We start from the raw sequence: 26,160 nt of genomic DNA on the forward strand, positions 1-26,160 counted from the left end.
CAAGGTTTCCGTCTATGTTGGCAAGGCTGGTGGCGGAAACCTTAGTGTTTCTGTGGTGTAGGTTTCAATCACCACACAAAAGGCTTGCCCTGCTTGCGTGCGCAACACCGCCATATGGCGGAAGAGATAGGGTGGCAGGCTAATAGGCTGGTCAGAGCCAGCAGGTATTCCATTCTGCTCCCAGTGTTCAGAAAGAGGGAACCACAAGCTTTCCCGTTTGATAAGTTGGCGAGAAAAGTTAAGTGCAGCCACAACAAGCCCAAAGGGTTTATCTGTTGTGTTGAGCTGTGTAGCCATTTCCGGGGATAATCTTGCCGGAATATACCAGTTTTCGGCTTCTGAAAAAATCTTCCCATGTGCGGTAAGCTGCACCTTCCGGTAATGCACATCCTCTGTTTGAGCATCGGAAGCGCCTAAGAGCGTTCGCAACAGGAATGACGGGCAGGGCGCAGAGCTTTCCGTTTGGCGGTAGGCGTGCAGGTTGTTGTCTGGAGCCAGATTGTAAGTATTTATCCACTGTTCCAGCACACGTGTGGCGCTGGAGTTGGCAAGCAGCCTGTTTTCCAGTTTTTCTATAAGTGTTGCCAGCATCAGGCGATGGAGTGGTGTATCCCGCCACTCAGATATGGTGTTGTGCATCTTGCTGGGGCCAGAAGGCATGGAAAGGCTGCTCATGCACGCAACATAGCATGAGAATGCAGGATGGCAGACTGCCTATCTGCTTATTCCGTCTGGGCCAGAGCTGCGCTATAAGGCGCGCAACGTATGATGCGGCGTAAATATGTTATTTAAGGAAGGTACAGATAAATGACCCAAACCACAGCAAGTTTTATGGTGGATGGTATGTCCTGCGATGGCTGTGTGTCTGCTATTAAGCGCGCCCTTGCTGCTATTGATGGTGTGGAAGCTACAGATGTTAATCTGGCAACGCGTGAAGTGAAAGTAACGTATGATCCAACACGGGCTGGCGTTTCTTCCCTGCAGAATGCAATCCGTGGTGCTGGTTACGAAGTAAGCTAAAAGCAGCATTTTTCATTTAAGCCAGTTCTGCCATGCGGCTGGCAGACAGGGGGCGTGATGTTCCCTGTCTAGCTGAGGTAGGTAGAAACTGGCAGTATGCATGTTTCCGAATGACACATCAGCGCGGCCAGCAGCCGCTGCAAGATATGCTGAAGCAAGGTGGCTGATCCGTTATGCAGATGAAAAATACATTACGCCTTGGGTTTGTGGCGGTAGGCCTAGCCCTGCTGGGTGGCTGCTCTTCCGAGGTTGGGCGTCTGCCATTGGTTGATACGGATATTACCTGCCTGCGCAAGCAAATGGCCGGGCCGATGTATCTGAGCTTTCCACTTGCTGCCAATACATGCCAGCGGATGACCAATCATGGCTTTATGTTTGGTGAGAAAAACGCAAAGCCGATTCCGCTGAACCTGAAAGATGCTCCGGATCTTCAGAAACTGGCAGATGAATACGGTTATAGCTATACGCGCTGAAAAGCCGATGCCTGATCAGTTTTCCAGTTCAGTGTCCCAATACAGATAATCGCGCCAGCTCTCATGCAGATAGTTAGGCGGGAAGGCGCGCCCGTTTTCCTGCAACTGCCAGGATGAGGGGCGTTCTGGCCGATGCCGCGGCAACATGCCAATAACATGCGGAAGGTGCGAGCCTTTGCGCAGATTGCAGCATCCGCACGCAGTTACAATATTTTCCCAGCTTGTTTTGCCACCTTTGCAACGCGGGATAACGTGATCAAACGTGAGTTCCTGCGTGGGGTGGCGTTCACCACAATACTGGCAGGAAAAGTTATCGCGCAGGAAAACATTAAAACGGGTAAAGGCAGGTTTGCGGGCTGCGGGAATATAGTCTTTTAAGGCAATAACACTGGGCAGGCGGATGGTATGGTGCGGAGAGTGCACTTCTGTTTCGTATTCACTCAGCACAGAAACCCGATCCAGCCATACAGCCTTGATAGCATCCTGCCATGCCCATAGGGAAAGAGGGTAGTAGGAGAGCGGTCGGAAATCTGCATTCAAAACCAATGCAGGAAAATTGAGGGTACTACCGTCAGGCAAGACTTGTCTCCTCGCTTTATCGTCGAGGGCGCATCTTTGTGCGATCGTAAAACTCGGAACCGATTGCCTGCAAAAGGTGCGTCGTCGAGGTAATTACTGCATGCAGTATTGCAGAGGTTCTGGAGGGAGGCAACAAAACGGCTGTCTGTTTGATGCGTCTTTTTAGAGTTTAGTAATAGTTTCACGAAAAACATGAACAATTTATTACATAATAGTCAAATAAACCCTGCGGGGTGGGTCATACGCTTTGCACCTAGCCCCACGGGCTTTCTGCATCTGGGGCATGTGGCCTCGGCTTTGTATGGGTGGCAAAAGGCGCAGCCAGATGGAGAATGGTTTGTGCGGCTTGAGGATATTGATATCCAACGCTGCAAACCGGAATTTATTCCCGCCATTCTGGAAGATCTGGAATGGTTGGGGTTGCATTCTGCGCGGCCCGTTTTAAGGCAATCAGCCAATATGCCAGCGTATCAGGCTACGTTGGCAACATTGAATGCAATGGGGGTGCTTTATCCCTGTTTTTGCACGCGGTCTGATATTATGCGTGAAAGTGCTGCCATATTTTCAGCACCACATACGGCTCCAGATGGCAGTTTGTGTTACCCCGGAACGTGCCGTCATCTTTCAGATCAGGAACGGCAGGATCGTATCAGCCAAGGGGAACCCCACGTGCTGCGGCTGGATATGGGTAAAGCCTTGCAATGGGTGCATCAGCACACACATGGCGTACCGTTAACGTATCAGGATCAAGAGCACGGAACAGTTGTGTGTCATCCTGAATTGTTTGGCGATGTGGTTCTCGCGCGCAAGGATATTCCCGCATCCTACCATCTTTGCGTTACGCATGATGATGCCGCCCAAGGTGTTACGCTGGTAACGCGTGGGGAAGATTTGCGGCCCGCAACAGACCTGCACCGGGTATTGCAAACACTTATGGGGTGGAGCGTGCCAGAATACAGTTTTCACCCATTATTGTGCAATGCAGAAGGGCGCAGGTTGGCCAAGCGGGATGGCGCATTGGCTGTGCGCACTATGCGTGAAGCAGGTCTTTCGGCGGAAGATGTACGTTGCAAAGCGGGTTTCCCTCATATTTTTGAGAGATAAACCCTGAATTGCGTACAAAAAACGCGGCGTATGAGAAATCTCCGGTTCCGCCAGAGGCCGAACAGGATTACTGTGCCGCCCCAGAACCAAATGTCTGTTTCTGGGGCATGGGTGATGTCCTGGTTATTGGCATGAAAAACATAGTGTCGGAAAGTAAGAGAACCATGAGCATTGTTGCTGACCGCATGAACAGGATCAGCCCGAGCCAGACGATTGTCATTTCGACACGGGCCCGTGCACTCAAAGCCGAAGGCCGGAACATCATCAGCCTTTCTGCCGGTGAACCAGATTTTCGCACGCCCGAAAATATCTCGCGCGCAGCGGCCAAGGCAATTGAAAATGGCCAGACCCGCTATACCGATGTTGCTGGCACGCCAGAGCTGCGTAAGGCTGTTGCAGAGCGCTTTAAACTTGATAGTGGTCTGGATTACACGCCAGAGGAAGTTATTGTTTCCACTGGTGGCAAGCAGATTATCTACAATGCCATGATGTCTACCCTTAACCCGGGTGATGAGGCAATTATTCCAGCACCTTGCTGGGTTTCTTACCCCGATATTGTCACGCTGGCAGAAGGCACACCCGTTATTGTGCCCTGCAAACGTGAAAACGGTTTTCGGATTACGGCAGAACAGCTGGAAGCCGCTATTACACCGCGCACAAAATGGTTTTTCCTGAATTCACCCTGTAACCCAACAGGTGTTGCCTATTCAGCCGAAGATCTGCGCCCACTGTGTGATGTTCTGCTGCGTCATCCACATGTATGGATCTTTACAGACGATATCTACGCCAAGCTGGTTTACGATGGTTTCCGTCCTGCCACGTTTGTGGAAGTGGAACCGCTGCTGCGTAGCCGCACCGTTACCATGAATGGTGTTTCCAAAGCATATGCCATGACAGGCTGGCGTATTGGTTTTTCCGGCGCTCCGGTGGAACTGACAAAAGCCATGAACAAACTGCAGGGGCAGTCCACCTCCAACACCTGCTCCATCGCGCAGGCTGCGGCTGTGGAAGCACTTACCGGCCCACAGGATTTCATTCAGGAAATGGTTGCCACCTATCAGGGGCGGCGCGACATGGTTGTTTCCATGCTGAATGAAGCCGAAGGGATGGAATGCGATATGCCGCAGGGTGCGTTCTATGTGTTCCCGTCGGTGGAAAAGTGTTTGGGCAAAACATCTCCGGGCGGCAAAAAGCTGGAAACGGATGAGGATTTCGTAACAGCCCTGCTGGAAGAAGAAGGCGTTGCGGCCGTGCATGGTTCGGCCTTCATGTTCCCGGGTCATATCCGTATTTCCTATGCCACGGATACAGATAGCCTGCGTGAAGCCTGCACGCGCATTCAGCGCTTTTGCAAAGGGCTGCTGTAAAATATGGCGCGGTCTTTTGCGAACAGATTAAAAGGTTTGCCTGCACCTGCCACTATTGAAATGGCACGCCGTGCACGCGTACTTAAGGCGGAGGGCAAGCCCGTTATCTCCCTTGCTTTGGGTGAACCGGATTTTGCCACGCCGCCCGCCGTGGTGGAGGCAGCCCATCAGGCAGCTTTGGCCGGGCAGACCAAATACCCACCCGTAGATGGCACGCCTGCACTTAAGGCGGCCATTGCCCGCAAGTTCACGCGGGAAAACGGGCTGGATTACAAGCCGGAGGAGATTATGGTCTCCAACGGTGGCAAGCAGGTTATTTTTAACGCGTTCATGGCCACGCTGAATGCGGGGGATGAAGTGGTGGTGCCCACACCTTACTGGGTGAGCTATCCGCTTATTGCCCGTATGTTTGGTGCCACACCTGTTTATGTTTCCTGCCGGGAAGAAGACGGTTTTCGCCTGAAGGCAGATGAACTGGCAAAAGTGCTTACTCCCCGCACGCGTTGGGTGGTGTTGAACTTCCCCAATAACCCAACAGGTGGTGTATGCTCTGCGGACGATCTGCGCGCTATTGCGGAAGTGCTGCGGCAGTATCCAGATATCTGGATACTTTCAGATGAGATTTACGAACATCTGGTGTTTGATGGTGCAAAGTCAGTATCCATTGCAGCGGTTGCGCCTGATCTGAAAGATCGCACCATTACACTCAACGGTGTTTCCAAAGCGTATGCCATGACAGGCTGGCGCGTAGGCTTTGCGGGTGGTCCGGCAGATCTTATTGCCACCATGCGGGGTGTTCAGGGCAATGCCACGTCTGGCGTGTGTTCCATAGCGCAGGCTGCGGCTGCGGCTGCGCTGGATGGCCCGGCAGATCTGGTGCAGGAAATGGTGGCCACATATGGCCGCCGCCGCCGGATGGTGGTGGAAGCCTTACGCGCTATTCCGGGCTTTACCTGCGCAATGCCAGATGGTGCGTTTTACGCGTATCCAGGTGTTGCCGGGTGTCTTGGCCGCACGACAGCGTCTGGAAAGCGGCTGGAAACAGACCATGACTTTGCATTGGCTTTGCTGGAAGAGGCTTTTGTAGCCACTGTGCCGGGAAGCGCCTTTGGGCATTCACCTTATTTGCGCCTGTCCTGCGCAACGGCAGATGAAACATTGCAAGAGGCCTGCCAGCGTATTGCTCAGTTTGTAGAAGGCTTGCAGTAAGGCTTTCTAGTTAAAGCGCAGGCGTATCAGAAATGCGCCTGCGCTTTTTTATTCTTTCAAAACATTCCGTGCATAACGGCGCGCAAGTGCTGCGCTGTCTTCCGTTTCAGGCATGAGGCCAACCAGTTGCAGCTCATCGCAATACTGTGCCAGTTGCTCACGCAATGATTTGCCAATAACGGGCCGGATAGCAGGTTCGCTGTGCAGCATTGCGCGTATGCTGGCTGCGGAAAGATCCGAAATATCTGGCGCAATCAGGGTTGCAGCATCATCGCGGTGGGTGTCTGTCCAGCGTGCTGCATCACGCAGGGCCAGTACAAGGGCAATGGCGGCATCTGGGTCATCCTGTAACACAGAGCTGGAGGCACCAAGCACCATGCTTGTGCGCTCGGCATAATGGCCAGTGTTGCTGCCTGCCAGCTCGATAAACAGATCAGGGAATGATTGGAGCAGCCACCAGGCCTGATAATCATGCGCGACAACAGCATCAATTCTTTGGCTGCGCACGGCATCATCAATTTGTGGGAGGGGGAGATCCAGCCAATTGATGCGGTTCATGGCATCCAGCCCCTTGCGGCGCATCATAATGGCAAAAAACAGCTTATCAGCTGCGTTCTGGTCCATAACAGCTACAGTGCGGCCCATAAGCTGATCTAGCCGTGTAATGCGGCTGCTACGGCGTACCAACAGGCGGAAATTGCCTGGCTGCACCCCAATAAGCAATTGCGCATTTAGCCCAGAGTAAAGGTGCCTCAGCCACGTAAGGGCAGGGGCCACGGCGTAGGGAATGTCACCTCTGGCCAGTGCATTAATGGTGTCTTCGCCATTTATGGTGGCAAAGGGCAAATCTACATCCAAGCTATAATGCGCAAAAAAATCTTTTTGCGCGGCAACGGCCAATACAGGAGCCGAGCCAGAATTTGGCCAGCCTATCTTGATCTGCCGATAGGCACCATCCGGCTGCTTGTGCGGATGGTGTCTGCCGCGCGTGGCCAGAAAGGTTCCTCCACCAATAGCGGCAATACCGCCAATACCAGCTAGCAGGAGGTTACGACGTGTTTGGGAAGGACCTTGGGCGCTCATTTTTGTAGGTTTACTATGCCTTGCTCTGTCTGTCGCTTTATGAGTGATGGAGGAAATATGAAAAAAAATAAAAAAGGGGGTTTACGGCGCGATTTAGGTTAGCTATATGCTCCCTCGCTGGTCCCGAATAGCTCAGTTGGTAGAGCAAGCGACTGTTAATCGCTGGGTCGTAGGTTCGAGTCCTACTTCGGGAGCCAGCCTTATTCCCCTTTAAAATTTGTAAAATATAAAAATGCTTTAAAGCATTTGTTTTGGCGCATGCGCTTTGTAGCGAGCAGCTAGCAAAGTAGCCGCCCGCCAAAATGTAGTTATGGCTGCGGCAACGCGGCAATGCCGGTTAATTCCACTTTCCATGTGGGGTCAGCCAGTTTTGCTTCTACCGTTGCGCGGGCAGGTTTGTTGTTTGTATCCAGCCACGCATCCCACGCACGGTTCATGCCTGCCATATCATTCATGTCAGCCAAAAAGATCTGAACGGAAATAAGGCGGCTTTTGTCTGTGCCAGCTTCGGCCAATAAGGCATCTACCTGACGTAGAATATCCGCCATCTGGCCTTCTGCATCCAACGAGGAATCATCGGCAATCTGGCCAGCCAGATAAACAAGGCCATTATGAATAACGGCGCCTGTTAAGCGTTCTTCGGGGGCAAGGCGTTTGATGCTCATAGTTTTGGGTTCTTTGCTGTTAAGGATAACACTTTCTGGAAAGCAAAAGTTAGGCAAACGGCATATTATCAATAAGCCGGATGTCTCCTAAGCTGGCAGCCACAAACAAACGTGTATCTTTGCCGGCAATAGGTACGGGTGCCAGGTTTTCCGCATGGCGGAGTTCTAGATAATGAACGTGAAAGCCCGCTTGCTGCAATGCTTCACGGCATGTGGCCAAGCTGCTTTCTGCGCTTGTGCCATGCTTCATGGCTTCAAGGCATGCTTTCAGGGCTTGGGGCAGAAGTGCGGCTTGTTGGCGTTGTTCAGGCGTAAGCCTGCGGTTGCGGGATGAAAGAGCAAGCCCGTCTGCTTCTCGCAATGTAGGTACTGGCAAAATATCTACTGGCAAATCCAGATCCTGCACCATGCGTTTGATAAGGCAGAGTTGCTGGTAATCTTTTTCACCAAAAGCTGCGATATTGGCGCGCGTTTGTAAAAGTAGCTTTGTTACGACTGTAGCAACACCATCAAAATGGCCAGGTCTATCTCCCCCGCACAACATGTTATCCAGCCCAGAAACACTTATGCGGGTTGCAAAGCCAGGCGGGTACATCTGGCTTTCATCTGGCGCGTAAAGCACGTCCACTTTGCCAGTATTGCGCAACAAGGCGGCATCATCTTCCAGCCCGCGTGGGTAATGCTGGAAATCACTGCTATTGTTGAACTGGATGGGGTTTACAAAAATGGACACAATCCGACGAGAGGCTTTGCCGTCCAGCGCATTTATCAGTGAGAGATGGCCTGCATGAAGTGCGCCCATAGTGGGCACAAAGCCAATGGTCTGGCCTTCTTTCTGCCAAGCGGAGCTTAATGCTGCCAGTTCTGCCTTGGTTTTTATAATCTGCATGGTGAAGTCCTGAACGCCAGTAATTTTGTAAGCCGGAACAGAGTGCCAAGCTTTGTTGGGCTGCAATGTATCGTTGAATCTGCCTTACTTCCAGAAGCGACGAAAAGCACTTCCGTGAAAGAGGGGGAAATAAGAGGCAGAGTGCTTTGCTAAGAGTGAAAAGGCCCAAGTTTGTGCTATAAAGGCGCATGTCTTACGCTGATTTTATCCACCTTCGTGTTCACTCTGCCTATTCGCTTAGCCAGGGGGCCATTCGTGTGCCCGATATTGTGGGGCTGGCGAAGGAAATGCATATGCCTGCTGTGGGTATTGCAGATTCAGGCAATCTGTTCGGAGCGTTGGAATTTTCTCAGTATTGTACAAAAAGCGGTATTCAGCCCATTATTGGCAGCCAGATTGGCTTGCCTGCGCGGAATGACAAGCCCGGTGCTCCAGCCGAACCGGTCGTGCTTCTGGCGCAGAATGAAGCAGGCTTGGCCAATCTTCAGTTTCTTTCTTCCGCCGGGTTTCAGAACTCAGATCCAGCAGATCCTTTTGTCTCCCTAGACCTGCTGTGTGAAAAAGCAGAGGGGTTGCTGCTGCTGACCGGTGGCTCACGTGGCCCACTTTTCCAGATGCTGGCCGAAGGGCAAACGGAAGATGCCGAAAAATGGCTGGCCCGTGTGCATGAGGCATTTGGTGACAGGCTTATTGTAGAACTGCACCGTCATGGTCTGGCTATTGAAAAAGCCGTGGAACCGGGTGTGCTGACATTGGCTGACCGGTTTGGTCTGCCTTTGGTGGCCACCAATGAATGCTTTTTTCCTACGCCAGAAATGTACGAAGCGCAGGATGCCCTGTTGTGCATTGCCCAAGGGCGCACCATGGCAGAAAAAGATCGCTTCCGCGTTACGCCGGAACATTGGTTCAAGCCGCCGGAAATGATGCGCGCACTTTTTGCGGATCTGCCAGATGCATGTGACAACACGCTGGAAATTGCGCGCCGTTGCGCCATTAAGGTGGAAACCCGCAAACCACTTCTGCCTGTCTGCCCCAAGGTAAGAGAAGGCGCGACAGAAGATGAAACCCTGCGCGCTATGGCGTGGGAAGGGTTGGAACGCCGCATGTCCGGCATGAAGCTGGATGCGGAAACTATAGAAAAATACAAGGAACGTTTGCGTTTCGAGCTGGATATCATCTCCAAGATGGGGTTCCCCGGTTACTTCATGATCGTGGCGGACTTTATCCAGTGGGCCAAGGCGCATGGTATTCCGGTTGGGCCGGGCCGTGGGTCTGGTGCAGGATCTTTGGCCGCATGGGCGCTTACCATTACAGATATTGACCCCATTCCGTTCAATCTGCTGTTCGAACGTTTTCTAAACCCAGAACGCGTTTCCATGCCTGACTTTGATATCGATTTCTGTCAGGACCGGCGAGACGAAGTGATTGCCTATGTGCGGCGTGAATATGGGGCAGATCGCGTTGCGCAGATTATTACCTTCGGTAAGCTGCAAGCACGCGCTGCTGTGCGCGATGTTGGGCGTGTGTTGGGGTTGCCATACGGGATGGTTAACCGCGTGGCAGAGCTTATTCCCAATAATCCAGCCAAGCCGGTTACCCTGAAGGAAGCTATCGCAGGCGAGCCCAAGCTGCAGGAAATGCGTGATAATGATGAGGCCCTGCGCAGGTTGCTGGAAATTGCCCAACAGCTGGAAGGGCTTTTCCGTCATGCCAGTACACATGCGGCGGGGGTGGTTATTGGGGATAGGCCGCTTGTGCAGCTTGTGCCGCTGTACCGAGACCCCAAAAGTGACACGCTGGTTACCCAGTATAACATGAAGTTTGTTGAGCAAGCGGGCCTCGTCAAGTTCGACTTTCTTGGTTTAACAACACTTACCATCCTAAAACGCGGTGTCGATTTCATCCGCCGCATGGGCAAGGATGTAGACCTCAGTCACATTCCGCTGGATGACCCCAAAACGTATGAAATGCTGGGGCGGGGTGATACCGCTGGCGTGTTCCAGTTTGAAGGCGCGGGTATGCGCGATGTTCTTAAACAGATGCGCCCAACCCGAATAGAAGATTTGATTGCGGCTGTGGCGCTGTATCGCCCGGGCCCAATGGCCAACATTCCCGATTACTGCCGTAGAAAACACGGTGAGGCATGGGAACCCCCGCACGAGGAAATTCGCGATATTCTTGAAGAGACCTATGGCATCATGGTCTATCAGGAACAGGTTATGCAGATTGCCCAGAAAATGGCTGGTTACAGCCTAGGCGGCGCAGATTTGCTGCGCCGAGCCATGGGTAAAAAGATCCGTTCGGAAATGGATCATCAGCGCGAAATCTTTACAGAAGGCGCAACCAAACGCGGGATTGACCGTGATAAGGCCGTTGAGGTGTTTGACCTCATGGCTAAGTTTGCAGACTATGGTTTTAACAAATCGCATGCTGCTGCTTATGCTTTTGTGTCTTACCAAACAGCATGGATGAAGGCTAACCATCCGGTGGCCTTTCTGGCAGCCTGTATGTCTCTGGCACGGGAGCGCACGGAAAAACTTGCCGCTTTGCGGCAGGAAGCGGAGCGCATGCACATTGCTGTTCTGCCGCCGAATATCAATAAATCAGAAGCTGATTTCTCGGTCGAGGAACAGCCTGATGGCACATATGCAATCCGTTATGCGCTGGCTGCCATTAAAAAGGTTGGCTATGGCGCAATGGAAGCTCTGGTAGAAGCGAGGGGAGAAAAACCCTTTAAAAATTTGGCAGATTTTGCAATCCGTATTGACCCGAAGCACATCAACCGGATGCAGTTGGAAAATCTGGCAAAAGCCGGTGCGTTTGAATGTATTGATAAAAACCGGGCACGTGTTTTCAGGTCTGCAGATGTCATCTTGCGGCGTGCGCATAGCCAAGCGCAGGAGGCTGCTTCTGGCCAGATCGGGTTGTTTGGCGGACCGGGTGAAGTTGAACCTTTGCGGCTGGTGGAAGGACATGATTGGCCAGAATTTGAACGTCTGGCGATGGAAGCCGAAGCTATTGGCTTCCATATGACAGCTCACCCGCTGGATGCGTATGGTTCTGTGCTGCGGCGTCTGGGTGTTACACGTACATCGCAGTTGCTGACAGCGGCAGAACTGGGTGGTGGCCGTGTTAAAATTGCTGGCTGTGTGGTGGATAAAAAGGAACGTCCCACACGCACAGGCAATAAAATGGCATGGGTACGCCTGTCTGATGCTTCTGGCGGCTGCGAAGTAACTGTTTTTTCGGAAGTGCTAACACGTGTGCGCGATATTTTGGTGGCGGGCACGGCTATACTCGTAACGGCTGATTTAAAGCTGGAAGGGGAAGCACTGCGTCTTACCGCTACAGATATTGTGGATTTGGAAGCGGCTGCAGCGCAAGGGCAAAGCGAAATGCGGGTATGGCTGGAAAAGCCAGATGCCTTGCCAGATTTGCAAGCTATTCTGGAGCCGCAAAAGGGTGGGGCAGGGCGGATTGTTCTGCTGCCGGGGGTTGCTGATAGTTGTGATGTAGAGGTGCGGTTGCGTGGGCGCTATAAGGTGACACCTGTATTGGGGCAAAGGCTGCGCACACTTTCTGGTGTTTCACGGGTGGAACAGGTCTGACATTGGTTCAGATACAGGAATTACAATGGAAAGATCCTGATGCTGTTTTGTCGGTATGGGGGCAGCAGCCGTGGTGTGCTTTTCTGGATAGCGGCGGCAAGATAGATAATCGGAGCCGATGGCAGATTTTTTGCCATAAGCCATGCCATACAGTGGTGGCGTGGCCTCATGAAATAGAGGTTGATGGCATAACTAAACCGACAGTTTCGGTTTATGATATTTTTGAAATCCTTCGTAATTTTTATAATGAATTAAAAGAAAAGGCTGATGGAACGCGCTTGCAAGATATTCCATTCTGGGGTGGTCTTGTTGGGTTTGCCAGTTATCAAATAGGAATGATGCTGGAAGGCGTTTTATCTCGGCATAAAGATCAGCATACGCCCTTGCTGGCTGCAGGCGTGTATGATCATGCTTTTATCTGGGATCGCTTTGAAAAACGTGTTTTTCTTGCAGGAATTTCAAAATTCTTTGCGGATGATGTGAACATAGCGCAGTTGATAAGGGCGTGGAATATGCTCCCCGAGCATGTTCCACCATATAAAATACATACAACTATGCAGTTTGTGGCAGACCAAAGCCGTAAGGCTTATTGCCAGAATGTTGCACAAACGCGGGATTATATTGCCGCGGGAGATATTTTTCAGGCGAATATCACCTGTCGGCACACAGCAGAAGTGGATGCAAGTGTGCCGAGTGCTCAGGTCTACCGGGCATTGCGGCAGCAAATACCAGCGCCTTTTGGTGCGTATCTATCGTGTGGTCCAGATTTTGCATTGCTTTCATCTTCCCCAGAAAGGTTTTTTAGCGTGGATGCCAATGGTTGTGTCTCATCACGGCCTATCAAGGGCACGGCACCACGAGGGAAAACGCCGGAAGAAGACGCTTTTTGGCATAAAACACTTTTACACGATGAAAAAGAACGTGCCGAAAACCTGATGATAGTTGATCTTATGCGGCATGATATTGGGCGCATGGCGCAAATAGGCAGCGTGTATGTGCCAGATCTGTTGGTGGTGGAGCAGTTTCCACATGTGCATCATCTGGTTTCAGAAGTTCGCGGAAAGTTGCTGCCAAACAAAGATGTTTTTGATCTTTTAAAAGTCACGTTGCCGCCGGGGTCTGTAACAGGAGCCCCTAAATATCGGGCGATGCAGATTATAGATGAGCTGGAAGCCTCTGCCAGAGGTGCGTATTGTGGCACCGTATTCCGTATTGGGGGCGATGCCAGTATGGATAGTTCCGTCATTATCCGCAGTCTGGAACGATCCAAAAGTCACTTGAGCATTGGTGTTGGCGGTGGAGTAACCATTCTGTCTGATCCAGAAAAGGAATATGAAGAAATGCGCCTGAAGTTTGTGCCGTTTCAGAAGTTCTGGGGGTAGATATGAGTGTGATCTGGTTAAACGGAAAAATATACCCAGCAGACCAAGCCTTTATCAGCCCGCTGGATCGGGGCGTGACATTGGGAGACGGGTTATTTGAAACTCTGCGTATAAAAAACGGCACAATTCTACATTTTTCTTTGCATTATCAGCGTCTTTGTGAAGGTGGTCGAGTTCTGAGTATGCCTGTTCCAGAACAAGATGACACTTTGCGGGCTATCCGAGAATTTGTGATGCATGCGGGGTTGGAAAATGGCTCTGCCCGCTTGACTGTAACGCGCGGGGTAGCGCCGCGCGGTTTGCTGCCGCCAGAGCATTGCAAGCCAACGGTTTTTATAACAGGGGCTACAGGTGTTTTTAGAGAGCAGTCTGTGCGTGTATGTGTGAGTAAGTTGGTGCGGAGGGATGAGCTTTCACCGCTTTCTTATATTAAATCGCTCAGTTATTTGCCCGGTATTATGGCAAGGCAAGAGGCAGCTCAAATGTGCTGCGATGATGCTCTTTTGTTAAATATGCAAGGGCGCATAGCGGAAAGCACGATTAGCAATATTGTCGTGCAAACAGAGGAAGGATTGATAACGCCTCCTGTTACAGAAGGTGTTTTGCCGGGTATAGCCCGTAGGCTGCTGTTAGATGCAGGAATAATGCAGGAACGGCCTATTTGCTACGAAGAGATGATAGGTGCGCAGGGTGTGTATTTAACAAACAGTCTTTCTTTACGCACGGTTACGCATGTGGATGGAAAACGGATCTCATATTACCCAGAATCTTATGGAAAAGTAAGGGAAATTCTAGAGAAATAAAATTTGCAACCCTTCCAAATTGCTCGCGTTGGAAAATGGGATACCTTATTTTATGACAAAGGAGTGTCCCATGCAGAAAATCTTAACTTCCATGCTGCTTGGTGCGTCTTTAAGTGTAATGCCAGCATTGGCCATGGCACAGGATAATAATAACGGCGCACCACCTACGGCAGAGGGCGCGGCTTCCATGCAGGGGCAGCCTCCGTCAAAAGCAGCAGTGGGGCCGAATGGCGAGCATGTTGATCCATCTAAAAAGCTATGGAGCAACCCTCGTACGGTAGATGAACAGCCAGGCACACAACCACCTTCTAACGATGGCAAGCATCCGGCTCGTCCGGTTAAGGAATACCATCCTCACCATAGCCAGCACGACAAAAAAAATGGGGTTATGGAAAGCCCAAGTGAAACAATCCCCGGCAACAATCAGCCATCTTCTACGCATCTGCAGGAAAATCACGCACCGCAATAATGCAATGAAGACTAGATATCTTGTTAGGCATGTGGCTTGGCAGGATAGGACCGTTGCGGCCAGTGCACGGCTTGGTTGGCCGTTTGCATCTGGGCGCAGCGTGTAAAATCGGCTAGCCTTCCCACCCATGTGATGGCGCGGCAGGGCTGAGCAAAAAGCAGCTTCAATATCTTGAAGGCGTCATCTTGGCCCATGTTTGCTCTGGTGCTTCCGTAATGCGGAGCAGTAGAGCACGTGGGCATAGGCATGTTTTTAAGGTGATGTTGTTCCTGCTGCATCGGCCTTGTTGGATTCTGAAAGGGTGACGTCATGCTGGTGGAAGAGGCCAAGGGCAAACAGGCGGACGGTTCTAATACGCCGCATTACGATCTTCGGCAGATCGATTGTGATCCTAATTTCTGGTACCCTGTGGCGTGGTCGCATAAAGTGCGCCCCGGCAAAACATTTGCTGCGCGCTATGCAGGGCACCCTATTGCACTTATCCGCCCTGAATATGGGCCTGTCTATGCGCTGGAAGACCGTTGCGCACATCGGCAGGTGCCGCTGAGCAAGGGCGTTGTGGATGATAAGGGTTGTGTAAAGTGCTGCTACCACGGTTGGGCATTTGATCGCGCCGGCAAGTGCGTGACCGTGCCTTATCTGAACAAGGAAGGGGTAGGCCGCCCGGTTAAGTCTTACCCCTGCCGTGAAAAAAGCGGCTTGATCTTTATCTTCCCCGGTGATCCGGCTTTGGCTGATAAAGTGCCGGTGCCAGATGTGGCACAGGTGGGGAACCCGGAATATAAAACTCGCATGTTCAGCCCGCGCCTGAAGTGCCACTATACATTCATGCATGAAAACCTGATGGACATGAACCATCAGTTCCTGCATCGGCGGCAGATGGGTTCCATCACAGCCCGTTTCCTGGGGCAGGACAAAGGCGATGGCTTCCTGGAAGCACGCTACAGCTTTGCCCGTAAAGGTGGCAATCAACCGCTTGCGGAAGCTCTGATTTTTGGCAAGCACCATGATTTCGAAGGCCGCGAACAGCCGGTTGAAGAAGTTGTGTCCATTCGCACCACCTATCCGTATCAGACTCTGCAGATCCACGATAAGGACGGTGATCTGATTATGGATCTGTGGACATCCTATGTGCCGCTGGGTGAAACACAGCAGGTTACGCAGGCGTTTGGTCTGCTTTCTGTTAAAAAGCCCAAATGGAACTTCCTGCTCAATCTGGCATGGCCTGCGCTGGGTATTTTCACGCACCGCATCTTTGAAGAAGATCGTGAAATTGTGGAAATGGAACAGAACGCATGGCGTGAACTGGGCGGAGATCACAACGTTGAAGTGTTCCCTGTTGTAAAGTCACTTCGCGCTCTGCTGGCACGTAGCGGTGTGCCCAACAAATACGCTCATCCGTTAGAAACAGCCTCCCAGTCCGAAGACGCAGCTTAACAAAGAGCGTTTTTTATCTTGTCCGGGCGCAAAAAAACGGCCATAAGAGCCGCGCTCGGTCAAGGCCGGGAGCATAACGCACGCGAGGAAAACACCATCTGGTGCTCTGCCTGTCTGGCAGGGTAACCCCTCGCGGAGGAATAACCAGAAAGGTAGGAATACGCTTATGGCGATGCCTGATTTTACCCTTCGTCAGCTTCTGGAAGCTGGTGTTCACTTTGGTCACCACACCCGTCGCTGGAACCCGCGCATGGCGCCATACCTGTTCGGTGTGCGCAACCAGGTTCATATCATTGATCTGCAGCAGACCGTTGGCCTGCTTGATCGCGCTCTGCAGGCTATCCGCAACACTGTTGCTGGTGGTGGCCGCGTTCTGTTTGTCGGCACCAAGCGTGCTGCACAGGACCCGATTGCAGAAGCAGCTCGTCGCTGCGGTCAGTACTACGTTAACCACCGCTGGCTCGGCGGTATGCTGACAAACTGGAAGACCATTCAGGGTTCCATCAAGCGCCTGCGTGGCATTGAAGAAACACTGGACGGCGCAACAGCTGGTCTGACCAAGAAAGAAATTCTGGACATGACCCGCCAGCGCGACAAGCTGGAACGCTCCTTGGGCGGGATCAAGGAAATGGGTGGCCTGCCGGACATCCTGTTCGTGATCGACACCAACAAGGAAAAGCTGGCCATTGAAGAAGCCAACAAGCTGGGTATCCCGGTTGTGGCTATTCTGGACAGCAACTCCGATCCGCGTGGCGTAACCTTCCCGATCCCGGGTAACGATGATGCCATCCGCGCCATCGGCCTGTATTGTGATCTGGTTTCTTCCGCTGTTCTGGATGGTATTTCCGCAGAACTGGGCGCTTCTGGTGAAGACATCGGCGCTGCTGAAGAACTGCCTGTTGAGCCTGCTCTCGAAGCCGCTCCGGCAGCTGCTGCCCCCGCAGCAGAAGCTCCAGCACCGGCTGCAAGCTAACGGAATACACAAACAGCCCGGTTATCATGCCGGGCTGTTTTTTCCTGCATGAATGCCTGCATTGGCAGGCCATGGAATATTCCGGTTCGCGCCCCTAAGAGGGCGCGTTCGGGTTTTTCAAGGAGTATTGAATTATGGCGGCAATTACAGCTGCACTGGTCAAGGATCTGCGCGAAAAAACTGGCGCAGGCATGATGGACTGCAAAAAAGCACTGAACGAAGCCAACGGTGATATCGAAGCCGCTATTGATTGGCTGCGCACCAAGGGCCTCGCTGCTGCGGCAAAAAAATCTGGTCGTGTTGCTGCTGAAGGTCTGGTAGGCGTTGCTTCTGCAGACAAAGTGGCTGCAATGGTGGAAGTAAATGCTGAAACCGACTTTGTGGCTCGTAACGAATCCTTCCAGAACTTTGTGGAATCCGTTGCCAAAGTTGCGCTGAAGGTTGGTGAAGATCTGGAAGCTATTAAGGCTGCCACGCTTGAAACCGGTCGCACAGTTGCTGATGAGCTGACGCATCTGGTTGCAACCATTGGTGAAAACATGACCCTGCGTCGGGCACGTGTGTTCACTGTGCCTTCTGGCGTTGTTGCTACCTATGTGCACGGTGCCCTGCGCCCCGGTCTGGGTAAGATTGGCGTGCTGGCTGCTGTTGAAGCTCCGACCGCTGATGAAGCTATCGAACAGCTTGGCCGTCAGGTTGGCATGCATGTTGCCGCTACACGTCCTTCCGCTCTGGATGTTTCCAGCCTTGATCCGGCAGAAGTTGAACGTGAACGCGCAGTGCTGGTTGAACAGTCACGCGCTTCCGGTAAGCCAGAAGCTATCATCGAAAAGATGGTCGAAGGCCGTATCCGTAAGTTCTACGAAGAAGTTGTGCTTCTGGAACAGGTATGGGTGCATGATGGTGAAACCCGCGTGAAAGACGTGCTGAAGAAAGCTGGCGTTAAGCTGGTTGGCTTTGACCGCTTCCAGTTGGGGGAAGGCATCGAAAAAGAAGAAGATGACTTTGCAGCTGAAGTTGCCAAGGTTGCTGGCGTCTAAGGTCGGGTTTTCCGAATGACGGATAAGGGCGGGACTTCCTATCAAAAGGAGGCTCCCGCCCTTGTGCTTTTTGCGGGCGTGCAAGGTGAAACCAGTGCACGCGTGCATGTTCTTACAGAAGATTACGGTCCCCTAAGGGGCATTGCCTATGGCGGAGCTAGCAAAGCAGGCCGTGCCCTGTGGCAGCCGGGCAATGTTGTTAAAACAAGCCTCCATAAACGCAGTACCGCTGCACCATTACAAATTTCGGGTGAGTTACTTTACGCCTGTGCCGCACGGCTGCTGGATGCGCCATTAGCGTTAAGTATGGTGCAATCAGTTTGCGTATTGGCAGATGTAACGCTGCCAGAAGCTGACCCCTGTCCGTTCCTGTTTGCAGAAACAGTGCGTTTGCTTACCTTTTTGGGGTATGATCCTGTTATTGCAGAACGTGAAGGCATGCCTCACGTTGTGCGGTGGGAAATGGCCCTGCTGGCAACATTGGGCTTTGGGCTGGATCTCTCAGCTTGTGCCGTTACCGGCAGTACAGAAAATCTGCATTATGTTTCACCACGCACAGGCCGCGCAGTTAGCGAAGCAGGCGCGGGAGAATGGAAAGATCGGCTTTTGCCGCTCCCATCTTTTTTGCAAGATACAGAACAAACAGGTAATGCGGCAGATTGGTTGGCAGGTTTACGCTTAACAGGTCATTTTCTGGCGCGAGATGCCTTTGGCCAGCGCCATTTGCCGTTACCTGCAGCACGCCAACGGCTGTATGATAGGCTGGAAATGCGTGTTCTGGCAGACCAAACACCAATAACCGAGTAGCGCAAGACTGGCACAACCGATACGAGGGCTGTATGTCTTGTTTCTAATGGATCATGCAAGCTTTCCAGGGATGGCAGATGAGCGAAACCGCAGGACATATTGAGGAAACAAAACTGGCGGAGGCGCTGAGTGAGCGTTATCTGGCCTATGCGCTTTCCACCATCATGTCCCGCTCTTTGCCGGATGTGCGGGATGGGCTTAAGCCGGTGCATAGGCGCTTGGTTTATGCCATGCACCAGCTCCGGCTAGATCCGGCTTCCGGCTTCAAAAAATGCGCCCGTGTGGTGGGTGATGTTATCGGTAAGTTCCACCCGCATGGTGATGCTTCGGTTTATGAAGCACTGGTGCGGTTGGCGCAGGATTTTGCCGCACGTTATCCGCTAGTAGAAGGGCAGGGGAACTTTGGCTCCGTTGATGGCGATAACCCGGCTGCCATGCGGTACACAGAAGCCCGTTTAACAGAAGTTGCCGTTGCCCTGTTGGATGGTATTGAAGATGATGCCGTAGATTTCCGCCCGACCTATGATGGTGAGGAGCAGGAACCCGTTGTTCTGCCATCGGCTTTCCCTAACCTTCTTGCCAATGGTGCGGCAGGTATTGCTGTGGGCATGGCAACCAGCATTCCGCCCCATAATGCCGCAGAGGTATGTGCTGCTGCTGCCCTGCTGGTGCGTAAGCCCTCGGCCACCACGCAGGAGTTGCTAGAGCTTATGCCGGGGCCGGATTTCCCCACCGGTGGCCTGATTGTTGAAGATTCGGATGCCATTTTGCAGGCGTACGAAACCGGGCGCGGTAGCTTTAGAATGCGTGCGCGATGGGAGGTCGAACAGGGCCGTTTTGGCACGTGGCATATTGTGGTTACGCAAATTCCGTATCAGGTGCAAAAGTCTCGCCTGATCGAGCAGATTGCGGATTTGCTGGACCAGAAAAAACTGCCTCTGCTGGGAGATATCCGTGATGAAAGCACGGATGAAATCCGCTTGGTTCTGGAGCCCAAAACACGCGGCATAGAACCAGAAGTGCTGATGGAAACGCTGTTCCGTGCCACACCGCTGGAAAGTCGCTTTGGCCTGAACATGAATGTGCTGGGGGCGGATCGCTCCCCCGGCGTCATGGGGCTGAAACAGGTTATTCAGGCATGGCTGGACCATCGGCATGAGGTGCTGGAACGCCGCAGCCGCCATAGACTGACTGCGGTAGAGCGGCGGCTGGAAATTCTTTCAGGTTTTCTGGCTGTCTACCTGAATCTGGATGAGGTCATCCGTATTATCCGTGAAGAGGATGATGCCAAGGCCAGCCTGATAGCTACGTTCAAGCTGACAGATTTGCAGGCAGAATCCGTGCTCAATATGCGGTTGCGGAGTTTGCGTCGGCTTGAGGAAATGGAAATCCGCAAGGAACATGATGCACTTTCCGCCGAGAAAGCAGCATTGATGGCGTTGCTGGATAGCGAAAAACAGCGCTGGAAAACGATCGAGCGCGAACTCACCGGTATGATCAAAGCCTTCGGGAAAGGCCGTTTGGGTGAGCGCAGAAGCACTATTCTTTCTGCGCCCAAGCCAGTTGATATTTCCGTGGTGGAAGAAGTGGAGCGCGAACCGCTGACCATGATCCTTTCTCAAAAAGGATGGGTGCGTGCGGTTAAGGGCCACAATGTTGATCTGGACAATCAGAAGTTCAAGGAAGGGGATGCCCTCAAGCTGGCTATTCCTTGCCAGACAACGGATAGGCTGTGCTTCTTTGCAACGGATGGACGGGCTTATACTGTAAAAGGGGCAGATCTGCCGCGAGGCCGCGGGGATGGGCAGCCTATTCGCCTGTTGATTGACCTTTCCAACGATGAAGACCTTCTGGCCGTTTTCCCCATAGAAGATGGAAAACGCCGCTTGGTGGCTTCAAGCGCCGGGCGCGGCATGTTGGTGGAAGAAGAAGCCTTGGTTGCGGAAAAACGCTCTGGCCGACAGGTGCTGAACCTGAAGGAAGGCGAGTTTGCCCGCGTATGTGTGCCTGCGGAAGGGGACCACGTTGCCGTTGTAGGGGATAATCGGCGGTTCCTGATTTTCCCATTAGAGCAGTTGCCCGTTATGGCACGCGGTCTTGGTGTGGCCCTGCAAAAATACTCGGATGGTGGTTTGCGCCAAGCCGTGGTGTTTACCGCAGCAGATGGGCTGCACTGGCCGGGTACTGCACGCATACGTCAGTTTGCTGATCTGCAGGATTGGGTGAGCCGTCGTGCAGCCGTTGGCAAGGTTGCGCCACCTTGGGCTGCTAAAAAAGCTTAAGCGCCGCCATTTAAAACAGAGGGCCTTCCGGAAACGGATGGGCCCTTTCTGTTTGAGGAGGCTGGTTTAGATCCAGTTTTTGCCATGTGCCATTGCGCAGAATTTCTGCGGGCTGGAAGCGTTCTTTATAAGCCATTTTAGGGCTGCCCGGCACCCAATATCCCAGATACAGATATGGCAGCTCCATTTGCATGGCTAATTCTGCCAGAGAGAGAATGGCAAAACTGCCGAGTGAACGCTGCGGGCAATCAGGCTCATAAAAGCTGTAAACAGCAGAAAGCCCATCTTCCAGAACATCAATCAGGCTAGCTGCCATTAAGGTGGTGTCTGGTGCACGAAATTCGACAAGCCGCGTATCTACCGGCGTTTCTTCCACCATAATTCGGTAATCATGCATGGACATGCCCGCCATTTCACCATCTGAATGGCGGCTATCCAGATACCTGCGGAAGAGCGTGTATTGCTCGTCTGTAGCGGTGGGGGGTAGCAGGCTGCGAACAAGATCAGCGTTCCGCCGGACAGCGCGTTTTTGTGTGCGGTTAGGTGTCAGGCAGCTGACAGGTAAGCGAATGGGAATACAGGCAGAGCAGCCATCGCAAATAGGCGCATAAGCCAAGGTATGGCTCCGCCTGAAACCAGCATGGGAAAGGCGGCTGTGCAGGAAATTGGCATCTGGAGTAGCAAGGTCCACCAGTATCTTACGCTCAATACGGTTAGGCAGATACGGACAGGCACCGGGTGGAGCGGTATAGAAGAAGTGTGGCCTGTCTTGTGATGACGTCATGGGGAGAAATTATCCCGCAACAAAATTATGGGCCAGAAAACTCTGGCCCATATGCCGTGATATTGACCGGAAACCTATTGGCCGAAAGATGCCCGGATACGTTCTGCAGCTTCAATAGCAAAATACGTTAAAATGCCATTGGCGCCAGCGCGGCGGAAGGCCAGAAGGCTTTCCATAACGGCGCGTTCATGGTCCAGCCAGCCATTGCGGATGGCCGCCATCAGCATCGCATATTCACCAGATACCTGATAGGCAAAGGTGGGTACGTGGAATTCATCTTTCACACGGCGGATGATATCCAGATACGGCAGGCCGGGTTTGACCATAACCATGTCTGCGCCTTCAGCAATGTCCATTTCCACTTCGCGCAGGGCTTCATCGCTGTTGGCTGGGTCCATCTGATAGGTTTTTTTATCACCTTTCAGCATCCCGCCAGAACCCAGAGCATCACGAAACGGGCCATAAAAGGCGCTGGCATACTTGGCAGCGTAGGACATGATACGGGTGTTGATCAGCCCATTGCCGTCCAGATCACGCCGAATAGCTTCAATACGGCCATCCATCATGTCTGACGGGGCAATAATATCCACACCAGCGGCAGCCTGATTAACGGCCTGTTGGGAAAGAATGGTTACGGATGGATCATTCACCACGTAACCATTTTCAATCAGGCCATCGTGGCCGTGGCTGGTGTAGGGGTCTAGCGCCACGTCACCAATCAGCCCAACTTCCGGAAATTCCTTTTTAAGTAGGCGGGCGGCCCGGCACATCAGGTTGTCCGGGTTTGTGGCTTCCGTGCCTTTTTCATCCCGCGCTTCTGTGGGCGTGATGGGAAACAGGGCCAAAGCTGGAATACCCAGCTTTGCGGCGGGCTCAACATGTGCGGCCAGCTTGTCCAGCGTAACACGGTGTACGCCGGGCATGGAGGACACCTCGGTAACCGTATTGGTGCCTTCCATAAAAAAGATAGGCCAGATCAGATTGTTGATGCCCAACGTATTTTCAGCAACCAAACGGCGCGTGAAATCATCAATCCGGTTGCGCCGGGGGCGAGCCAGAGGAAAACGGCCAGCCATCATGGGCAGGATCTCCTTGCTGCTGCCTGCGGGCGTAGTGGGGTGCTAAAAAGAACCCCAACCACGGCGGGCGGGACAGACGGGTGAATGCTGGCCGGAAGTATGCGCGCCTGTGCGCTTTATGCAACCCTGTCTGGCGGAATGCTGGGTCGCGCTAATGCGCTGTGGTAACGGCCATAGGTGAGATAAATCACCATTCCTATAGCCAGCCACACAATCAGCCGGATCCATGTCAGCTCATCAAGTGAGGCCATGACAGTGCCACAGGTGAGAATACCCAGAATGGGAATAATGTCTCCACCGGGAACCCGAAAAGCACGCGGGTGATCAGGAGCTTTGCGGCGTAGGATCATCACGCCAGCACATACCAGAATAAACGCCAGAAGCGTGCCGATGGATGTCATGTGTCCTAGCTCAGAAATGGGCAGAAACGCGCTGAGCAGACAGATAATGACCATGAAAAAGACGTTGGACATCCAGGGTGTCTGATATTTTGGATGCGTGGCGCTGAACATGGGGGGCAGCAGGCCATCGCGGGACATGGCAAAAAACACGCGGCTCTGGCCCAGAAGCATGCCCATAAGAACCGACGTAAACCCGCAGATAATACCAATTTTAATGGCCAGTTGCAGCCATGTATAGGGCGTGCGGTTAATGGCTGTAGCCACCGGGGCGGCATCACCCAGCATGTCTTTGTAATTGACCAGACCGGTCATGACAAAAGAGAAGCAGACATAAGCCAGAGCACAAATCAGCAGGCTACCCAAAATGCCAATAGGCATATCACGCGCCGGGTTTTTGGTTTCCTGCGCTGTGGTGGAAACGGCATCAAAACCGATATAGGCAAAGAAGATGGTGCCCGCAGCGCGCATGATGCCAGACCAGCCATACTGCCCAAAGGTGCCCGTGTTTTGTGGAATAAAGGGGTGATAATTAGCCGGGTTAATGTAGTGGATGCCAAAGCCGATAAATGCTGCAATCACTAGCAGTTTGATAACCACCACAACGGCATTCACCATAGCGGACTGCGAGATCCCGCGGATCAGGATCCATGAAACTACGCAGGTAATAAAAACTGCGGGCAGGTTCATCAGCCCGGAGACCATGCTGCCATCTGGCATCTGCACGGTTTCAAAGGGTGAAGCCGTAAGCCGTGGCGGCAGCACTATGCCCCACGAATCCAATAATGACACCACATACCGAGACCAACTGACTGCAACAGTGGCCGCACCCACGGCGTATTCCAGTACCAGATCCCAGCCAATAATCCATGCCATCATTTCCCCTAGCGTGACATACGCATAGGTGTAGGCGCTGCCCGCAATAGGGATCATGCTGGCCAATTCACTGTAGCACAGCCCGGCAAAGCCACAGGCAATGGCCGCAATAAAAAAAGAAAGAACCACAGCAGGACCGGCATTTTCAGAAGCCGCAATGCCGGTGAGAGAAAACAGACCCGCCCCAATTGTGGCGCCAACTCCCAATGCCATAAGGCTTCCCGGCCCCAGAACACGCTTAAGCCCAGGTGCTGCCTGTAGCTTGTCCAGCGGCAAACATCGCGTAAATGCCGATGTTACAGAGGGGGCAGACTTCTGCTCCATATATTTTTCTCCTGTCCGGGCCGCACGGAAAGCGGTAAGAAGCCTCCAACGGTCTTTTTTTCTATAAACAGGCCAGCAGCACATCCTGGCAAGATGTGTTTCAAACGTAACGAATGAACACCGCCAGCCGCCCGGCAAATATGCTGGTGAACATATTGTCTGATTTTGAGGGAACACCTGAATGAGCCACACGGATCTGGATCGCTTTTTCCATGCGTCTCTAGCCCAGACTGATCCGGATGTTGCAGCCGCCATTGAAGGCGAGCTGAAGCGTCAGCAGGAAGGCATTGAACTGATAGCCAGTGAGAACATGGCGTCTGAAGCCGTGCTTCAGGCTCAGGGCAGCGTGCTAACCAACAAATACGCCGAAGGTTACCCCGGCCGCCGCTATTACGGTGGCTGTGTGGAAGTGGACAAGGTTGAAAATCTTGCCATCGACCGCGTGAAAACTCTGTTTGGTGCCGCATTTGCCAACGTGCAGCCGCATTCTGGCGCCAACGCCAACCAGGCCGCGTTTATGGCTATGGGCAAGCCGGGTGACACGGTGCTGGGCATGAGCCTTGCTGCCGGTGGCCACCTTACACACGGTGCAGCCCCCAACTATTCCGGCAAATGGTTCAATTCCGTGCAGTACGGCGTGCGTCAGCAAGACGGCATGCTGGACTATGAGGAAATGGAACGGCTGGCGCGTGAGCACAAACCTTCCATCATTGTGGCTGGTGGCTCTGCTTATCCGCGTATCATTGATTTTGCCCGCTTCCGCCGCATTGCGGATGAAGTTGGTGCCTTCCTGATGGTGGATATGGCGCATTTTGCTGGTCTGGTGGCTGCTGGCCTGTATCCAAACCCGCTGGAATACGCACATATTGTAACCTCCACCACGCATAAAACCCTGCGTGGCCCACGTGGCGGCCTGATCCTGACCAATGACGAAGCATTGGCCAAAAAGATCAACTCTGCTGTGTTCCCTGGTTTGCAGGGTGGCCCGCTGATGCACGTTATTGCCGGTAAGGCCGTGGCGTTTGGTGAAGCCCTTCGTCCGGAATTTAAGGAATACCAGAAAGCTGTGCAGAAAAACGCAGCCGTTCTGGCCGAAGTTCTGGTGGAACGTGGGTTCGATATCGTAACAGGCGGTACGGATTCACATCTGCTTCTGGTTGATCTGCGCCCCAAAAAGGTGACCGGCAAAGCTGCGGAACAGGCTCTGGAACGCGCTGGTATTACAGCCAACAAAAACGCCATTCCGTTTGACCCAGAAAAGCCAGCCATCACGTCCGGCGTGCGTCTGGGTAGCCCGGCGGCAACGGCTCGCGGCTTCCGTGAGGAAGAATTCCGCCAGATTGGTGAAATGATTGACGAAGTTCTGACAGCTTTGGCCGCTTCCGGCGGTGAAGGTAACAGCGAAGTTGAAAACGCTGTGCATGAACGCGTTAAAGCTCTGTGCGCTAAGTTCCCTATCTATAGCCGCGCATAATATTTAAGCCTTTTAGGCTGTCAGAACGGGCATGC

General features: G+C 52.7%; 23 protein-coding genes and 1 tRNA gene. 16 read left to right on the forward strand and 8 right to left on the reverse strand.

What is annotated here, in order from left to right; all coding sequences use genetic code 11:
• Window positions 1–12: 12 nt before the first annotated feature.
• Entirely contained in the window at window positions 13–675 is a 663-nt protein-coding gene (locus FCN51_RS22530) for a hypothetical protein (RefSeq protein ID WP_160256918.1), read from the reverse strand.
• Window positions 676–807: 132 nt separating this feature from the next.
• On the opposite strand from FCN51_RS22530, the gene FCN51_RS22535 reads away from it, so the two are divergent.
• Entirely contained in the window at window positions 808–1,020 is a 213-nt protein-coding gene (locus tag FCN51_RS22535; protein ID WP_003623174.1) for a heavy-metal-associated domain-containing protein, read from the forward strand.
• A gap of 173 nt (window positions 1,021–1,193) precedes the next feature.
• On the forward strand, window positions 1,194–1,493 hold the full coding sequence (locus FCN51_RS22540) for a hypothetical protein (protein ID WP_003623170.1): 300 nt from the start codon (window positions 1,194–1,196) through the stop codon (window positions 1,491–1,493).
• A gap of 15 nt (window positions 1,494–1,508) precedes the next feature.
• Here the strand turns inward: FCN51_RS22540 and FCN51_RS22545 are convergent, their stop codons facing one another.
• Window positions 1,509–2,072, reverse strand: coding sequence for an HNH endonuclease (locus tag FCN51_RS22545; protein ID WP_014457162.1), 564 nt, complete (start codon window positions 2,070–2,072; stop codon window positions 1,509–1,511).
• 192 nt (window positions 2,073–2,264) lie between these two features.
• Here FCN51_RS22545 and gluQRS point away from each other — a divergent pair, with 192 nt between their 5' ends.
• Genes gluQRS through FCN51_RS22560 form a run of 3 tightly spaced genes read left to right on the forward strand, consistent with a single transcriptional unit; the run spans window position 2,265 to window position 5,752 of the window.
• On the forward strand, window positions 2,265–3,176 hold the full coding sequence (gene gluQRS, locus FCN51_RS22550; RefSeq protein WP_160256919.1) for a tRNA glutamyl-Q(34) synthetase GluQRS: 912 nt from the start codon (window positions 2,265–2,267) through the stop codon (window positions 3,174–3,176).
• A gap of 8 nt (window positions 3,177–3,184) precedes the next feature.
• The gene (locus FCN51_RS22555; RefSeq protein ID WP_003623165.1) at window positions 3,185–4,543 is read left to right on the forward strand and encodes a pyridoxal phosphate-dependent aminotransferase; all 1,359 of its coding nucleotides are present in this window, start codon (window positions 3,185–3,187) and stop codon (window positions 4,541–4,543) included.
• A 3-nt stretch (window positions 4,544–4,546) separates the two neighbouring features.
• Complete coding sequence (locus tag FCN51_RS22560; protein ID WP_160256920.1) at window positions 4,547–5,752, forward strand: pyridoxal phosphate-dependent aminotransferase; 1,206 nt, start codon at window positions 4,547–4,549, stop codon at window positions 5,750–5,752.
• 48 nt (window positions 5,753–5,800) lie between these two features.
• On the opposite strand, the gene FCN51_RS22565 is transcribed toward FCN51_RS22560, so the two are convergent.
• Window positions 5,801–6,835, reverse strand: a complete 1,035-nt coding sequence (locus FCN51_RS22565; RefSeq protein ID WP_003623160.1) for an ABC transporter substrate-binding protein — start codon at window positions 6,833–6,835, stop codon at window positions 5,801–5,803.
• 121 nt (window positions 6,836–6,956) lie between these two features.
• Between FCN51_RS22565 and FCN51_RS22570 the strand changes: the two genes are divergently transcribed.
• Window positions 6,957–7,032 (forward strand) — tRNA-Asn (locus FCN51_RS22570).
• A 111-nt stretch (window positions 7,033–7,143) separates the two neighbouring features.
• Here FCN51_RS22570 and FCN51_RS22575 read toward each other — a convergent pair.
• The gene (locus tag FCN51_RS22575) at window positions 7,144–7,500 is read right to left on the reverse strand and encodes a RidA family protein (RefSeq protein WP_003628562.1); all 357 of its coding nucleotides are present in this window, start codon (window positions 7,498–7,500) and stop codon (window positions 7,144–7,146) included.
• A 49-nt stretch (window positions 7,501–7,549) separates the two neighbouring features.
• Window positions 7,550–8,389: a pantoate--beta-alanine ligase gene (gene panC / locus FCN51_RS22580; protein WP_160256921.1), complete on the reverse strand. Its 840-nt coding sequence runs from the start codon at window positions 8,387–8,389 to the stop codon at window positions 7,550–7,552.
• 188 nt (window positions 8,390–8,577) lie between these two features.
• Between panC and dnaE the strand changes: the two genes are divergently transcribed.
• The 9 genes from dnaE (at window position 8,578) to parC (ending at window position 21,190) form a co-directional block, all read left to right on the forward strand.
• Entirely contained in the window at window positions 8,578–11,997 is a 3,420-nt protein-coding gene (gene dnaE, locus FCN51_RS22585; RefSeq protein ID WP_160256922.1) for a DNA polymerase III subunit alpha, read from the forward strand.
• 2 nt (window positions 11,998–11,999) lie between these two features.
• On the forward strand, window positions 12,000–13,379 hold the full coding sequence (locus FCN51_RS22590) for an anthranilate synthase component I family protein (RefSeq protein ID WP_160256923.1): 1,380 nt from the start codon (window positions 12,000–12,002) through the stop codon (window positions 13,377–13,379).
• 2 nt (window positions 13,380–13,381) lie between these two features.
• A complete protein-coding gene (locus tag FCN51_RS22595; protein ID WP_160256924.1) occupies window positions 13,382–14,182 on the forward strand; it encodes an aminotransferase class IV in 801 nt (266 codons plus the stop codon).
• Between the two features lie 52 nt (window positions 14,183–14,234).
• The gene (locus FCN51_RS22600) at window positions 14,235–14,651 is read left to right on the forward strand and encodes a hypothetical protein (RefSeq protein ID WP_014457153.1); all 417 of its coding nucleotides are present in this window, start codon (window positions 14,235–14,237) and stop codon (window positions 14,649–14,651) included.
• A 309-nt stretch (window positions 14,652–14,960) separates the two neighbouring features.
• Window positions 14,961–16,088: an aromatic ring-hydroxylating oxygenase subunit alpha gene (locus FCN51_RS22605; RefSeq protein WP_160256925.1), complete on the forward strand. Its 1,128-nt coding sequence runs from the start codon at window positions 14,961–14,963 to the stop codon at window positions 16,086–16,088.
• A 166-nt stretch (window positions 16,089–16,254) separates the two neighbouring features.
• Window positions 16,255–17,061, forward strand: a complete 807-nt coding sequence (gene rpsB / locus FCN51_RS22610; RefSeq protein WP_014457152.1) for a 30S ribosomal protein S2 — start codon at window positions 16,255–16,257, stop codon at window positions 17,059–17,061.
• Window positions 17,062–17,195: 134 nt separating this feature from the next.
• Window positions 17,196–18,101: a translation elongation factor Ts gene (gene tsf, locus FCN51_RS22615; RefSeq protein WP_003623141.1), complete on the forward strand. Its 906-nt coding sequence runs from the start codon at window positions 17,196–17,198 to the stop codon at window positions 18,099–18,101.
• 15 nt (window positions 18,102–18,116) lie between these two features.
• Entirely contained in the window at window positions 18,117–18,908 is a 792-nt protein-coding gene (recO, locus tag FCN51_RS22620; protein WP_160256926.1) for a DNA repair protein RecO, read from the forward strand.
• Between the two features lie 77 nt (window positions 18,909–18,985).
• Complete coding sequence (gene parC / locus FCN51_RS22625; RefSeq protein WP_160256927.1) at window positions 18,986–21,190, forward strand: DNA topoisomerase IV subunit A; 2,205 nt, start codon at window positions 18,986–18,988, stop codon at window positions 21,188–21,190.
• 10 nt (window positions 21,191–21,200) lie between these two features.
• Here parC and FCN51_RS22630 read toward each other — a convergent pair whose 3' ends face one another.
• From FCN51_RS22630 to FCN51_RS22640, 3 genes are all read right to left on the reverse strand, one after another.
• Window positions 21,201–21,974, reverse strand: coding sequence for an arginyltransferase (locus FCN51_RS22630; protein ID WP_160256928.1), 774 nt, complete (start codon window positions 21,972–21,974; stop codon window positions 21,201–21,203).
• 74 nt (window positions 21,975–22,048) lie between these two features.
• Window positions 22,049–23,053 carry a porphobilinogen synthase gene (hemB, locus tag FCN51_RS22635; protein ID WP_003628543.1) on the reverse strand — a complete coding sequence of 335 codons (1,005 nt, stop codon included), beginning with the start codon at window positions 23,051–23,053 and terminating at the stop codon, window positions 22,049–22,051.
• 116 nt (window positions 23,054–23,169) lie between these two features.
• Window positions 23,170–24,651 (reverse strand): amino acid permease, encoded by a 1,482-nt coding sequence (locus FCN51_RS22640; protein WP_160256929.1) that lies wholly within the window; start codon window positions 24,649–24,651, stop codon window positions 23,170–23,172.
• A gap of 181 nt (window positions 24,652–24,832) precedes the next feature.
• Here FCN51_RS22640 and glyA point away from each other — a divergent pair, with 181 nt between their 5' ends.
• The gene (glyA, locus tag FCN51_RS22645; RefSeq protein ID WP_003623132.1) at window positions 24,833–26,125 is read left to right on the forward strand and encodes a serine hydroxymethyltransferase; all 1,293 of its coding nucleotides are present in this window, start codon (window positions 24,833–24,835) and stop codon (window positions 26,123–26,125) included.
• The last annotated feature ends 35 nt before the right edge of the window (window positions 26,126–26,160 follow it).

Source organism: Acetobacter pasteurianus (genome assembly GCF_009914215.2).
Lineage (GTDB): Bacteria > Pseudomonadota > Alphaproteobacteria > Acetobacterales > Acetobacteraceae > Acetobacter > Acetobacter pasteurianus.

Bases quoted from the DNA above. Each gene is read 5' to 3' on its own strand.
- dnaE (WP_160256922.1), top strand. From the start codon at position 8,578: ATGTCTTACGCTGATTTTATCCACCTTCGTGTTCACTCTGCCTATTCG.
- rpsB (WP_014457152.1), top strand. From the start codon at position 16,255: ATGGCGATGCCTGATTTTACCCTTCGTCAGCTTCTGGAAGCTGGTGTT.
- parC (WP_160256927.1), top strand. From the start codon at position 18,986: ATGAGCGAAACCGCAGGACATATTGAGGAAACAAAACTGGCGGAGGCG.
- tsf (WP_003623141.1), top strand. From the start codon at position 17,196: ATGGCGGCAATTACAGCTGCACTGGTCAAGGATCTGCGCGAAAAAACT.
- FCN51_RS22565 (WP_003623160.1), bottom strand. From the start codon at position 6,835: ATGAGCGCCCAAGGTCCTTCCCAAACACGTCGTAACCTCCTGCTAGCT.
- recO (WP_160256926.1), top strand. From the start codon at position 18,117: ATGACGGATAAGGGCGGGACTTCCTATCAAAAGGAGGCTCCCGCCCTT.
- hemB (WP_003628543.1), bottom strand. From the start codon at position 23,053: ATGATGGCTGGCCGTTTTCCTCTGGCTCGCCCCCGGCGCAACCGGATT.
- gluQRS (WP_160256919.1), top strand. From the start codon at position 2,265: ATGAACAATTTATTACATAATAGTCAAATAAACCCTGCGGGGTGGGTC.
- FCN51_RS22605 (WP_160256925.1), top strand. From the start codon at position 14,961: ATGCTGGTGGAAGAGGCCAAGGGCAAACAGGCGGACGGTTCTAATACG.
- FCN51_RS22640 (WP_160256929.1), bottom strand. From the start codon at position 24,651: ATGGAGCAGAAGTCTGCCCCCTCTGTAACATCGGCATTTACGCGATGT.
- FCN51_RS22540 (WP_003623170.1), top strand. From the start codon at position 1,194: ATGCAGATGAAAAATACATTACGCCTTGGGTTTGTGGCGGTAGGCCTA.
- FCN51_RS22535 (WP_003623174.1), top strand. From the start codon at position 808: ATGACCCAAACCACAGCAAGTTTTATGGTGGATGGTATGTCCTGCGAT.
- FCN51_RS22595 (WP_160256924.1), top strand. From the start codon at position 13,382: ATGAGTGTGATCTGGTTAAACGGAAAAATATACCCAGCAGACCAAGCC.
- glyA (WP_003623132.1), top strand. From the start codon at position 24,833: ATGAGCCACACGGATCTGGATCGCTTTTTCCATGCGTCTCTAGCCCAG.
- FCN51_RS22630 (WP_160256928.1), bottom strand. From the start codon at position 21,974: ATGACGTCATCACAAGACAGGCCACACTTCTTCTATACCGCTCCACCC.
- FCN51_RS22560 (WP_160256920.1), top strand. From the start codon at position 4,547: ATGGCGCGGTCTTTTGCGAACAGATTAAAAGGTTTGCCTGCACCTGCC.
- FCN51_RS22600 (WP_014457153.1), top strand. From the start codon at position 14,235: ATGACAAAGGAGTGTCCCATGCAGAAAATCTTAACTTCCATGCTGCTT.
- FCN51_RS22530 (WP_160256918.1), bottom strand. From the start codon at position 675: ATGAGCAGCCTTTCCATGCCTTCTGGCCCCAGCAAGATGCACAACACC.
- FCN51_RS22575 (WP_003628562.1), bottom strand. From the start codon at position 7,500: ATGAGCATCAAACGCCTTGCCCCCGAAGAACGCTTAACAGGCGCCGTT.
- panC (WP_160256921.1), bottom strand. From the start codon at position 8,389: ATGCAGATTATAAAAACCAAGGCAGAACTGGCAGCATTAAGCTCCGCT.